Annotated in this window: 10 protein-coding genes; 8 read left to right on the top strand and 2 right to left on the bottom strand. The window is 34.6% G+C overall.

Going from position 1 to position 12,789, the window contains the following annotated elements; translation table 11 throughout:
• Positions 1 to 6 precede the first annotated feature (6 nt).
• The 5 genes from iadA to H8707_RS12325 all read left to right on the top strand — a co-directional run bounded on the left by iadA (position 7) and on the right by H8707_RS12325 (position 6,113).
• Positions 7 to 1,149 (top strand): beta-aspartyl-peptidase, encoded by a 1,143-nt coding sequence (iadA, locus tag H8707_RS12345; RefSeq protein ID WP_262430445.1) that lies wholly within the window; start codon positions 7 to 9, stop codon positions 1,147 to 1,149.
• A 146-nt stretch (positions 1,150 to 1,295) separates the two neighbouring features.
• Entirely contained in the window at positions 1,296 to 2,300 is a 1,005-nt protein-coding gene (locus H8707_RS12340; RefSeq protein WP_262430444.1) for a galactose ABC transporter substrate-binding protein, read from the top strand.
• A 109-nt stretch (positions 2,301 to 2,409) separates the two neighbouring features.
• Positions 2,410 to 3,909 (top strand): galactose/methyl galactoside ABC transporter ATP-binding protein MglA, encoded by a 1,500-nt coding sequence (gene mglA, locus H8707_RS12335; protein ID WP_262430443.1) that lies wholly within the window; start codon positions 2,410 to 2,412, stop codon positions 3,907 to 3,909.
• Positions 3,910 to 3,924: 15 nt separating this feature from the next.
• Complete coding sequence (gene mglC, locus H8707_RS12330) at positions 3,925 to 4,938, top strand: galactose/methyl galactoside ABC transporter permease MglC (RefSeq protein WP_262430442.1); 1,014 nt, start codon at positions 3,925 to 3,927, stop codon at positions 4,936 to 4,938.
• Positions 4,939 to 4,955: 17 nt separating this feature from the next.
• Positions 4,956 to 6,113, top strand: a complete 1,158-nt coding sequence (locus H8707_RS12325) for a galactokinase (protein ID WP_262430441.1) — start codon at positions 4,956 to 4,958, stop codon at positions 6,111 to 6,113.
• Positions 6,114 to 6,135: 22 nt separating this feature from the next.
• On the opposite strand, the gene H8707_RS12320 is transcribed toward H8707_RS12325, so the two are convergent.
• Together H8707_RS12320 and H8707_RS12315 are read right to left on the bottom strand one after the other, a co-directional pair.
• Positions 6,136 to 7,626, bottom strand: a complete 1,491-nt coding sequence (locus tag H8707_RS12320) for a sugar ABC transporter ATP-binding protein (protein WP_262430440.1) — start codon at positions 7,624 to 7,626, stop codon at positions 6,136 to 6,138.
• Positions 7,623 to 8,468: a DeoR/GlpR family DNA-binding transcription regulator gene (locus H8707_RS12315; protein WP_262430439.1), complete on the bottom strand. Its 846-nt coding sequence runs from the start codon at positions 8,466 to 8,468 to the stop codon at positions 7,623 to 7,625. Before H8707_RS12315 ends, H8707_RS12320 begins: the two co-directional genes overlap by 4 nt.
• Before the next feature lie 278 nt (positions 8,469 to 8,746).
• Between H8707_RS12315 and chvE the strand changes: the two genes are divergently transcribed.
• From chvE to mmsB, 3 genes are all read left to right on the top strand, one after another.
• The gene (gene chvE, locus H8707_RS12310) at positions 8,747 to 9,889 is read left to right on the top strand and encodes a multiple monosaccharide ABC transporter substrate-binding protein (RefSeq protein ID WP_316699677.1); all 1,143 of its coding nucleotides are present in this window, start codon (positions 8,747 to 8,749) and stop codon (positions 9,887 to 9,889) included.
• 171 nt (positions 9,890 to 10,060) lie between these two features.
• Positions 10,061 to 11,614, top strand: a complete 1,554-nt coding sequence (locus tag H8707_RS12305; protein WP_262430438.1) for a sugar ABC transporter ATP-binding protein — start codon at positions 10,061 to 10,063, stop codon at positions 11,612 to 11,614.
• On the top strand, positions 11,601 to 12,779 hold the full coding sequence (gene mmsB / locus H8707_RS12300) for a multiple monosaccharide ABC transporter permease (protein ID WP_262430437.1): 1,179 nt from the start codon (positions 11,601 to 11,603) through the stop codon (positions 12,777 to 12,779). The genes H8707_RS12305 and mmsB overlap by 14 nt, the downstream gene beginning before the upstream one ends.
• Positions 12,780 to 12,789 lie beyond the last annotated feature (10 nt).

Raw genomic sequence — 12,789 nt, 5'->3', positions numbered from 1 at the left:
GTTAGTATGTTACTAATAAAAGATATAGAAGTATATTCTCCTAAAAATATTGGTGTAAAAGATATCTTAATAACCAATGGGAAAATTACTTTAATTGATGGGAAAATTGAGCCATTTAGCAATAAAATTCAAATAATAGATGGAACCGCAAAGAAATTGATACCAGGATTAATTGATAACCATGTCCATATTACAGGTGGCGGCGGAGAAGGAAGTTTTAAAACCAGAGTCCCCGAGATTACTCTTTCAAAGCTAATAGAGGGAGGGATTACAACAGTAGTAGGATTATTGGGCACGGATTCCACTACAAGATGCGTGGAAAATTTGGTGGCAAAAGCCAAAGCCCTAAAAGAAGAAGGGATATCCGCCTACGTACATACAGGATCCTATGGCTTCCCTTCCATAACGCTAACGGATTCAGTGAAGAAGGATATTGCCTTCATTGATGAGATAATAGGGGTGAAGATTGCTTTATCAGACCACAGATCTCCAAGCATAACTAATGATGAATTAGCCAGACTTGCATCTGATGTGAGAGTAGCAGGAATGTTATCTGGGAAAGCCGGAATAGTCGTAGCACATATGGGCAATGGGGACAAGGGACTGGGGCCAATCAATAAGGTGCTGGAAGATACCGAAATACCGATAAGAACCTTTAGACCGACTCATGTAAACAGGAAAGAGGAATTATTGAAGGAAGCCTTTGAATATGCTAAAAAAGGCGGAATAATTGATTTGACCTGCGGCAGCAATAAAGACTTATCTCCGGCAAATGTTGTAAAGATGGCTGAACGGGAAGGAGTGCCCCTTGAAAATATAACTATAAGTTCGGATGGTTATGGAAGTTGGTCAAGATATGATGAGTATGGAAATCTTGTAAAAATTGGAGTATCTTCTGTAGATAGCCTTTTTAATGAATTAAAAACCATGGTATTAGAGGTTGGATATGATTTAGATAAAGCATTACAATTCTTTACTACAAATGTGTCTAAAGCTCTCAATATTTATCCTAAAAAAGGCGTTATTATGGAGAATTCAGATGCGGATTTATTGATAGTAGACGATAATATGAATCTAGTCTCGGTAATAGCCAATGGCAGATTGATGTTAAATGATGGTAGAATATTAGTAAAAGGAACATATGAATAAAATTTAGGCAGATTATCATATCTGTCTGAATTTTTGTTTTAATGTTAAAGGATAATGCAAGACGCATTAAAATAAATTGACAAACGTTTGCACAGTTGTTATTATTAAGATATAGATTAATAAATAAAAAAATAGGGGGGATTAACTTGAAAAAGTTAATTACTGTGTTGGTGGTAGTGGCTATGTTGACTACCATGTTAGGAGGATGTTCTTCTAAACCTGCTACTAGTTCAGAAGATCTGGAAATAGGAGTATTAATTTACAAATACGATGATACCTATATCTCAACAGTAAGACAGGCTTTAGAAGCTGAGGCTGATGGTCATGCAAATGCAACCCTTCTTATGAACGATTCACAAAATGATCAATCAAAACAAAATGATCAAATCGACATATTAATTGAGAAAAATGTAGATGCTTTAATAGTTAACATTGTTGATATAGGGGCTGCAAAAACAGTTATAGACAAAGCAAAGGCAGCAGACATACCTGTTGTATTCTTCAATAGAGAGCCTGACGCCGAAGTTATTAAAACCTATGATAAGGCTAGATTTGTTGGCACTAAGCCGGAAGAAGCCGGAATAATTCAAGGTGAAATGATGGCAGAAGTTTGGAACGAAGGCAAATATGATAGAAATAACGATGAAGTTATGCAATATGTAATGCTTAAAGGTGATGCAGACAATCCGGAGGCAATTGCCAGAACAGAATATTCAGTTAAAACTCTAAATGAAAAGGGAGTTAAAACTGAAGAATTAGGACTTCAAGTAGCAAATTGGGATAATGACAAAGCAAATCAAGCTATGGAAGCATGGATGGCAAAAGACGGAGATAAAATTGAATTTGTTATAGCAAACAATGACGGTATGGCATCAGGCGCTATATCAGCATTGCAAAACGCCGGATACAACAAAGGTGATGCTGATAAGTACATTCCGGTATTTGGTGTTGATGCTACTGATGAAGCTAAAAACCTAATTGAAAAAGGCGAGATGACCGGTACCGTAAAACAAGACGGAGAAGGTATGGCGAAAGCAGTATTTGCATTGGCATTGAATGCAGCTAATAAGAAAGAATTCATTGAAGGAACAGATTATAAATATGATGAATCTGATATAGCTGTGAGGATCCCTTATCAAGCATATAAATAATTTAAAAAAGCATGGAGCATTTAGTTGCAGGGAATCGCACATTGGTTTAATTTTCTGGTGTGCGATTTTTTTTACCTATACACTTAATAGTAAAGATGTGGTGAGAAAAATGTCGGAAGAAAAATATCTTTTAGAGATGGTGAACATTTCCAAAGAGTTCCCCGGGGTAAAGGCACTGGATAACGTAAGCCTTAGACTAAAAAAGGGCACGGTTCATGCTTTGATGGGGGAAAATGGTGCAGGGAAATCTACATTGATGAAATGCCTCTTTGGGATATACAAGGAAGATAGTGGAGAGATTTTTGTAAACGGGGTTAAAATGCATTTTGATAATCCAAAGCAAGCATTGGAAAATGGCATATCAATGGTGCATCAGGAGCTTAATCAGGTAATGCAAAGAGATGTCATGGACAATATTTTACTGGGGAGGTACCCACAGAAAGGTATAATTGTAGACCAAAAAGAAATGTATGAATATACAAAAAAAGTATTTGATGACTTAGGCATTGATGTTGATCCTAAGGCTAAGCTTGGGAAACTGCCCGTATCTGCAAGACAGATGGTAGAAATAGCTAAGGCGGTGTCTTATGATGCCAAGATTCTCGTATTAGATGAGCCTACATCATCTTTAACACAGCAGGAAGTAGACCATTTATTTAGGATTATAAATTTATTACGGGATAGAGGCTGCGGGATAATATATATTTCCCACAAAATTGAAGAAATCTTAAGAATATCTGATGAAGTGACGGTTATGAGAGATGGCAAGTGGATAAGTACAAAGCCGGCTGATGAATTAACTAATGAAAAAATAATCAGTTTAATGGTTGGAAGAGAGCTAACACAGCGATTTCCAGCCAAAACAAATGTGCCTAAGGATGTAATATTGGAGGTAAAAAATCTGACAGGTAAATATCAGCCCAATATAAAAGATATATCCTTTGACTTAAGAAAAGGTGAAATATTAGGAGTTTCCGGTTTAGTAGGATCAAAACGTACTGAGCTATTGGAGACTATTTTCGGGATTGCATCTTATTCGGAAGGTGAAATTAGATTAAACGGAAAAGCTATCAGGAATAAGGATTCCACAGATGCCATTAAAAATGGGTTTGCATTACTGACAGAGGAAAGAAGGGCTACAGGGATATTTGGTGGACTAAATGTCAGGTTCAATTCAATTATTGCCAACATCGATAGATATTCTAAACATGGCGTGTTGAATAATAAAAAAACTAAGGATGATACAAATTGGGTAATCGACAGCATGAGCGTCAAGACACCCAGTCAAAATACATTGATGAGAAGCTTATCGGGAGGGAATCAACAGAAGGTCATCATAGGAAGGTGGCTTTTAACTGAACCGGAAGTACTCTTATTGGACGAGCCAACTAGGGGGATTGATGTCGGTGCTAAATATGAAATTTACCAACTTATTATAGATTTAGCTAATAGGGACAAAGGGATAATTTTTGTGTCTTCTGAAATGCCGGAACTACTGGGGATTTGTGATAGGATCATGGTGATGTCCAATGGCAGAATAGCCGGGATAGAAGATACAAAAGATTTGGATCAAGAAAAGATTATGACCCTAGCGGCAAAATACTTATAGAATTGAGGTGCAAAAATGGTTAAAGACAAGACAAAATTATATGATAAATTGCTCAATTATGCTTTACCTATTATATTGGGGATAATGATTCTTGGGGTTATTATAATAGAACCTTCATTTGTATCTATTAAAAACTTTACAAATATATTGAGCCAAGCATCTACGAGGGCAATATTGGCAATGGGGGTAGCAGGGCTAATAGTGCTTCAAGGTACGGATTTATCAGCCGGAAGGATATTGGGACTATCTGCTATAGTATCTGCTTCGTTATTACAAGATATAAATTATGCTGCCAGAATGTATCCAAATCTTGAACAATTGCCTTTAATAGTGCCATTTTTAATAGCCATTGGAATCGGAGTATTTTTTACTCTGATAAATGGCTTTGGTGTAGCGAAATTGAAGCTTCATGCTTTTATTATAACTTTGGGGACTCAGCTGATAGCTTACGGAGCAGCGTTAATCTATATTGACAGACCTCCTTTAGGGGCACAACCTATCGCAGGATTAGATGAGAGATATACCAATCTAGTAAAGGGTGCTTTTAAAATAGGAAATATTGAAATACCCTATTTAATCATTTATGCTGCGATCATAGCCGTTATTATGTATTTTGTTTGGAACAAGACCAAATTAGGTAAAAACATGTTTGCAATAGGGGGAAACCCGGAGGCTGCTGCAGTATCAGGAGTTAACCTTACTAAAAATATAATGTATGTATATCTAATTGCGGGTATTCTTTATGGTATCGCAGGATTTTTAGAAGCGGCAAGAATAGGTTCAGCAACGAGCATTACAGGTCAAAATTATGAACTTGATGCAATTGCTGCCTGCGTAGTTGGAGGAGTATCCTTCTCAGGAGGAGTCGGAACAATTCCGGGGGTATTGATAGGTTCAATTATTCTTCAATTTATTAATTATGGTCTGAATTTTATACAGGTAAATCCGTATTTACAGATCATTGTTAAGGGATTGATTATAATAGTTGCTGTCTCCATAGATGTAAGGAAATATATAGAAAAGAAATAGATACAGGGGTGGTAAAAGTGGATATAAATCTTTTAAAATCAAGGTTTTATGAGCTGTATGGAGATGGAGATATAGATATGTTCTTCTCCCCAAGCAGGATAAATCTAATCGGGGAACATATTGATTACAATGGAGGGAAGGTATTACCGGGAGCTATTCAGATAGGAACATATGGTATAGCAAGAAAAAGAGGCGACAATATATTGCGACTAGCTTCGGAAAATTTTGATTTAAAAGTAGTAACCTGTATAGATAATTTAAGATATGAAAAGGAACATAATTGGGGCAATTATCCAAAAGGTGTAGTCCACGAAATGAAAACTAGAGGGTATAATGTTTCAGGGATGGACATCCTTGTAAAAGGCAATATCCCAAACGGAGCAGGATTGTCATCTTCTGCATCATTGGAACTATTAATAGCTGAGATGATAAATGTGCTCTTCAATGAGGGAAATATATCAAAGATTGAATTGGCAAAGCTTTCCCAAAGAGCCGAAAATCAATTTGTCGGAGTTAATTGCGGGATAATGGATCAATTTGCGATAGCCATGGGAAAAAAGAATAAGGCGATCCTATTAGATACTGATACTCTGGTATATGATTATATAGATATGGATTTGAAGGATAATATCTTAGTTATTATGAATACAAACAAAAGGCGCGAATTAAGCGATTCGAAATATAACGAAAGAAGAATGGAATGTGATAGGGCATTAGAAATCATTAAAGGACATAAAGACATAGATTATCTTTGCCAATTAAACATAGATGAATTTGAACAATTAAAGACTCATATAAAGGAAGAAAATATAAGGAAAAGGGCAGAGCATGCGGTATATGAAAATGATCGGGTAAATAGGGCAAGCGAAGCCTTAATCCATGGGGAAATAGAAGTTTTAGGCGAACTTTTGAAACAATCACATAAATCCTTGAGGGATTTGTATGAAGTAACCGGAATAGAATTGGATACTATTGTATTTGCGGCCAATTCCTATGATCATTGCCTTGGCGCAAGAATGACAGGAGCAGGCTTTGGCGGATGTGCGGTTGCTATTGTAAAAAAGACTTATGTCGATGATTTTATTTCTTATGTAGGAAAAGCTTATAAAGAAAAGATTGGATATGATGCGGAATTTATAGTAACGGGCATAGATGACGGTACAAGACAAATATAGGACAAGGGGACTTGTCCTATATTTACAAAGTTAAATAATATATTAATTCTTCTTTGTTTGTATCATGGGCATCCAGTAAAGCTACTATTTCTCCATCGGAAAGAACTAAAATTCTATCACACATTCCCAATATCTCATCAAAATCTGTTGAAAAGAGAATTACGGAAGAACCACTGATAAGAAGATTGTTTATTATGTTATAAACATCATTTTTTGAAACTACATCAATTCCTCTGGTAGGCTCGTCCAACAAATAAATCTTTGCAAGCTGCATGATGCTCTTGGCAAAGGTCACTTTTTGCTGATTTCCTCCACTGTAATAGATAATTTTATCCTCAGGATTTCCCGGTGTTATCCTCAATTTGTATATATAATTCTCCGCTACATTTTCCATTATATAATTATCTAAAATTTGATTTTTAGAAAACCTCTTTAAAGAAGATATGGATAAATTGTTAATTAGATTAAAGTTATTGAAAATAGCAAATTCGATTTTATCTTCAGGAACCAAAGTTATGCCTTTAAGCATCGCATCGCTGGGGTGATTGATTTCAATCTTTTCTCCATCTAAAAATATTTTACCTGAATCAGGTTTTATCAACCCAAACAATATGGAAATCAATGTATCTTTTCTTGAATTGGAATTTCCTATGATGCCAATTATCTCTTGTTTTTGCAGTTTAAAATTGATACTTTTTAGTATATTTTTATAATTTAGATTTTCTACTGATAAGATTACATCATCGTTTTCGAAATATAATTTAGGATATTTGATAGGATTTTTTGATTCGGAAAGGACTTGTATTATCTTCTCACTGCTGTAATCCTTGCTCTCCCCCTTTTTTATTATGGAGCCATTTTTCAATACAGCAATTTTGTCGCTGATTTTTTTGATACGATCAATTTTATGGGAAATCAGCACAATTGAGCAATTATTTGCTTTCAATTTATTGATTATATCAAAGAGAATATCGTTTTCCAAATCCGTTAATGTAGAGGCAGGCTCATCAAAAATTATAAATTTAGCGTCTGAAATATATGCTTTTACAAATGATAGAATTTGTTTTTTTGATAATTCCATATCTTTAACATACATGAACGGATCAATATCTACGTTTAATTCATTAAATATTTCCTCGGTTAAATGATAAATATTGTTCATTTTCACGATATCATAAGGGGCATAAAGATGGGATTTAACATCGATAAAGATATTCTCGGCAACGGTTAGATTATCAAATAGGTTAATCTCTTGAGGTACATAGTATATGCCTTTCTTTTTGCTTTCAAATACATTCGGAAATTCTACGTGATTACTTTCAAATTCAATAATACCTGAATCCGGTTTATAAATCCCGCTTATTATCTTCATTAGGCTGGATTTTCCAGAGCCGTTTTCCCCGATGATTCCACATACTTCCCCGGGATAAAAGTCCATATTTATATTAGATAATTTGAATTTACTGGATATTCTTTTATTGATGTTAATCAATGAGAGAATAGGAACATTCATAAATGACTTCCCCCTTCAACGGCATTGATTGAAGTATAAAGTTGTATCCCGTTGTTGGACAATAATTTTTTATAGTAATCATCAATATTAGGATTAGTGACGATTTTATCTGCTATATTTATATTGCTAATATTATAAAATGCGGTTTTATTAAAATTGGAAGCTAAACATAAAACTATTTTTTCTCGTGAATTAGGCAGTATACTATTGATCAAGTTTGCTTTGTCCATATTTGATACGCTTATACCGGTTTCAGCATCAATACCGTCAACTTCTATAAATAATTTGTTAACGAAGAACTTTTGAATATTTAAAACAGTCAGAGCACCATATGTAACTTTAGTATCAAAATCCACATCGCCGCCTAAAAGAACGGCTTTATTTGAAGAACTTGAAGAAGCCTCAATAGAGATTAAGAGATCATTTGTTAATACGGTAATATTCTTTTTTTCTTTTAGTTTTTTAGCTATGTGATAATTTATTATACCGTTAGTTAGCATAATAACATCGCCGTTTTCAATGATATGTATGGCTATATTGGCTATTTCATCATAAAGAACTCCAAATTGGGAATCAGAAATTGCAATCCCATTATAATCGCTAAAAGTATTTTTTGGCTTTTCTTGTTTTTTTAAGACAGCGCCACCGTGAGTTCTTATTAGAAATCCCTCTTCTTCTAGTTTTTCTAGGTCTTTTCTAATCGTAACTTCCGAAACGTTTAACATCTGGCTTAATTCGTTTACGGATGCTTTCTTTTTTGTGTATAAATAGTTCTTTATGATTCTTATTCTTTCTATTGCAAACATTAAATTATCACCATTTCTTAAAGTATTGTCAAGCATTTGTATATGTATTATACACTATATATAATACAAAAATCAAGACATAGATAAGTTGAGATTGACAATCAAAAGAAAGCAATAAAAAGAAAACAACATAATATATTGACTAAATCATAAGCATATGATACAATTCGAAACAAGAAGTAAATGATTGAAACCCAGAATCGAAATAGTTATGTTTATTGTACCTAATTGCTTATTAGATATGAAAACGATGTCATATGATTAAGTAATTAGAGTTCATAATAAAAATAAATTTTAAGGGGGCAAAAAAAGTCATGAAAAAAATACTAGTTCTTTTATTAGTATTAGCACTGACATTATCATTAGTAGCTTGTGGTGGCGGAGGCGAAGCTCCATCTAGTGGCGGAAATGGCGGTAGTAACGGTGATTCAACTCCAGCTACTAGCGGGCAAGAATCAACAGGAGCAGGTAAGACTATTGGTATAGCAATGCCTACTCAATCAGCACAAAGGTGGATCAATGACGGAAATGGAATGAAGGAATTACTAGAGTCTAAGGGATACAAAGTTGACCTTCAATTTGGTGAAGACGTAGTTGAGAACCAAGTATTACAGGTTGAAAACATGATAACCAAAGGTGTGGATGTCTTGGTAATAGCTTCTATTGACGGAGAAGCGCTAACCGACGTATTGTCAAAAGCTGCCGATGAAAACATCCCGGTTATAGCATATGACAGACTTTTAATGAATAGTGAACACGTAAGCTATTATGCGACCTTTGACAATTTCCAAGTCGGTGTAGAGCAAGCAAGCTATATTGAAGAAAAAATGGGCTTAAAAGAGGGTAAAGGACCATTCAATATTGAATTGTTTGGTGGTTCACCAGATGATAACAATGCATACTTTTTCTATGATGGCGCTATGTCAATCCTGCAGCCATATATAGACGAGGGACAATTGGTTGTAAGAAGCGGACAGATGGGAATGGACAAAGTTTCAACCCTAAGATGGGATGCTGCAACAGCTCAAGCACGTATGGATAATATACTTACAGCCTACTACACTGATGCAAAAGTTGATGTAGTTTTATCACCATATGATCCGATTACCTTGGGTGTTATTTCATCTCTTAAAGGTGTAGGATATGGCTCCGAAGATTTACCTCTTCCAATAATTACAGGTCAAGATGCGGATGTACCGGGAGTTAAATCAATAATTGCCGGAGAGCAAACACAAACCATATTTAAAGATACCAGAGAACTAGCCAAGGTAGCTGTTGAAATGTGCGAAGCAGTACTGACAGACAAGGACCCTTCAATCAATGATACTGAAACCTATGATAACGGAGTAAAAGTTGTACCTTCATATCTGCTAAAACCTATATCTGTTGATATCAATAACTATAAAGAAGTTCTAATAGATTCAGGCTACTATACAAATGAAGATTTAGGTTTATAAGAAAAGCATCTAAAAAATGCATTAAGGAAGCTTTTCTTGAAACTCATTAAGGTCAAAACAGTCCCATAAAAATAAATTATCAGAATTGTAGGGACTTTCCTATTCGTTATAAAATTTTTTGGTGATAGCCTATGGCTATCGCCAAATTTTCAAAATGAAAGAGGTGGTTGAATGTCAGATTATATATTGAAAATGCTCAATATCACTAAAGAATTTTATGGAATAAAGGCATTGGATAATGTAAATTTTGAGGTACAACAAGGCGAAATACATGCTCTGGTAGGAGAAAATGGCGCAGGGAAATCTACTTTGATAAATGTACTTGGTGGTGTATATCCTTATGGTACTTATAAAGGTAAAATTTTATATGAGGGTAAAGAATGTAAATTTACAGATATAAGGCAAAGTGAGGATATAGGAATAGTTATAATTCACCAAGAATTGACATTGAGTCCCTATCTAACCTGTGCTGAGAATGTTTTTTTGGGAAATGAGCAATCCAAAAACGGCATTATCGATTGGGGAAAGACCACGGTAGAAGCTAAGAGACTATTTGAAAAAATCGGTTTAGATGAAGATCCAAATTCTATTGTCAATACATTAGGTATTGGAAAACAGCAACTTATTGAAATTGCAAAGGCGCTTACCAAAAGCGTCAAATTATTGATTCTTGATGAACCTACAGCAGCATTAAATGAAGAGGATAGTCATAAGCTGCTTAATTTGCTCTTGGAGTTTAAAAAAAATGGCATAACTTCAATACTTATATCTCATAAACTGAAGGAAGTTCTAAAAGTAGCTGACAGAATAACTATATTAAGGGACGGCTCAACAGTTGAAACGCTAATAAATGATGAAAATTTGAAAGAAGAAAAAATCATAAAGGCGATGGTGGGAAGGGACATAGGAGATTATTACCCAACTAGGTATGCAAATATCGGAAATGTATTTTTTGAAATTAAAAATTGGACTGTGGCGGATGCTTTGGATCAAAATAGGAAAATTATAGATGATGTAGGTCTTCAAATCAGAAAAGGCGAAGTAGTAGGTATAGCCGGGCTTATGGGCGCCGGAAGGACTGAGCTTGCTATGAGCATATTTGGCGAATCATTCGGAAAGAAATTATCCGGTGATATTTTTATAGATAATAAAAAGGCAGATATAAAATCTGTGGATAAGGCAATTGAAAATGGAATTGCCTATGTAACGGAAGATAGAAAAACTTATGGGTTGATACTGATTGATAGCGTAAAAAACAATATAAGTCTATCCAATTTTAAGAAAATAAGTAAAAATGCGATAATCAATAAAAATGAAGAAATTAAGGCGTCAGAAAAATACAAGAACGATTTTAATATAAGAGCTAAAGATATATTGCAAAATACTGAAGATTTGAGCGGAGGCAATCAACAAAAAGTAGTTTTGAGCAGGTGGATATTTTCAGATCCCAGTCTGTTGATTCTGGATGAACCTACAAGAGGAATAGATGTAGGAGCCAAAAGAGAAATCTATACCATAATCAATAGATTAGCAGAGGAAGGAAAGTCTATTTTAATGATTTCTTCTGAACTGCCGGAGTTATTAAAAATGTGCGACAGAATTTATGTCATGAATCAAGGCAGGATAGTAGGAGAGCTTAGTGGGGATATGCAAACAGCCGAAAATGTTATGACCTGTATAATGAGGGATATAAAAGGAGGACAAGTTGAATATGGAAAAAACTAAATATTCAATAAAGGATACATTAAAAAGCAACATTAGAAAATATACGATGTTGATAGCGTTAGTAGCTATAATGATTTTCTTTGAAATTTTAACCAAAGGAATACTGTTGAAACCTCTTAATATTACAAATCTGATATTGCAAAACAGCTACATACTTATTATGGCTATAGGTATGTTGCTAGTCATTATAACCGGAAATGTAGATCTATCTGTAGGCTCGGTAGTTGCTTTAATAGGTGCTGTTGCTGCAAATTTAATGATTAAACACAATATGTCAGTTGTACCTGTTATCTTTATATCCTTGTTAATAGGAGCATTGGTAGGCGCATGGCATGGGTTTTGGATTGCCTTTGTAAAAATACCGGCATTTATTGTAACCCTATCAGGTATGCTGTTATTTAGGGGTTTAACTTTGGTTATATTAAAAGGGCAAACCTTGGCTCCTTTCGAAAAATCATATCAAGTTTTAAGTTCAGGTTTTATTAAAGATATCTTTAATGGACAGAACCTTCATATCACAACTATTTTAGTTGGTATAGTGTTTTCAATAGCGTATATTTTTTATGAATACAAAGATAGAAGCAATAAAATAAAATATGGCTTCAGGGTAACTCCCAACCGATTGGTGATAGCAAAGATTATTTTAATAATTATAGCTATCAATCTTACTACTTATAGTTTAGCTGTTTATAAAGGAATCCCCAATGTATTGGTTTTACTATTTTTCCTAGTATTAATATATAGCTTTATAGCCAATAAAACAGTTGTCGGCAGATATATATATGCCATTGGAGGCAATGAAAAGGCAGCAAGATTATCAGGGATAAAAACAGACAAGGTATTGTTCTGGGTTTATGTAAATATGGGGTTGTTGACCGCATTGGCAGGTATAGTTTTTTCAGGGAGATTGAATGCAGCAATGCCAAGGGCAGGACAAGGTTTTGAGCTAGATGCCATAGCAGCATGCTATATAGGGGGAGCTTCAGCATCTGGAGGTATAGGTACTATTATTGGGGCTATAATAGGTGGACTTGTAATGGGAGTATTAAACAATGGTATGTCGATTCTAGGAATAGGGATTGACTGGCAACAGGCAATAAAGGGGCTTGTATTGCTTATTGCGGTAGCCTTTGATGCTTATACAAAGTCCAAGGTTAAAAATTAAAAGAGGTGAT

The organism is Paratissierella segnis, from assembly GCF_014385195.1.
In the GTDB taxonomy this organism is placed as follows: Bacteria; Bacillota; Clostridia; order Tissierellales; family Tissierellaceae; genus Paratissierella; species Paratissierella segnis.
This window is presented reverse-complemented; position numbering and strand designations above follow the sequence as displayed.

Bases quoted from the DNA above. Each gene is read 5' to 3' on its own strand.
- H8707_RS12305 (WP_262430438.1), top strand. From the start codon at position 10,061: ATGTCAGATTATATATTGAAAATGCTCAATATCACTAAAGAATTTTAT.
- H8707_RS12315 (WP_262430439.1), bottom strand. From the start codon at position 8,468: ATGCTTGACAATACTTTAAGAAATGGTGATAATTTAATGTTTGCAATA.
- chvE (WP_316699677.1), top strand. From the start codon at position 8,747: ATGAAAAAAATACTAGTTCTTTTATTAGTATTAGCACTGACATTATCA.
- mmsB (WP_262430437.1), top strand. From the start codon at position 11,601: ATGGAAAAAACTAAATATTCAATAAAGGATACATTAAAAAGCAACATT.
- iadA (WP_262430445.1), top strand. From the start codon at position 7: ATGTTACTAATAAAAGATATAGAAGTATATTCTCCTAAAAATATTGGT.
- H8707_RS12320 (WP_262430440.1), bottom strand. From the start codon at position 7,626: ATGAATGTTCCTATTCTCTCATTGATTAACATCAATAAAAGAATATCC.
- mglA (WP_262430443.1), top strand. From the start codon at position 2,410: ATGTCGGAAGAAAAATATCTTTTAGAGATGGTGAACATTTCCAAAGAG.
- mglC (WP_262430442.1), top strand. From the start codon at position 3,925: ATGGTTAAAGACAAGACAAAATTATATGATAAATTGCTCAATTATGCT.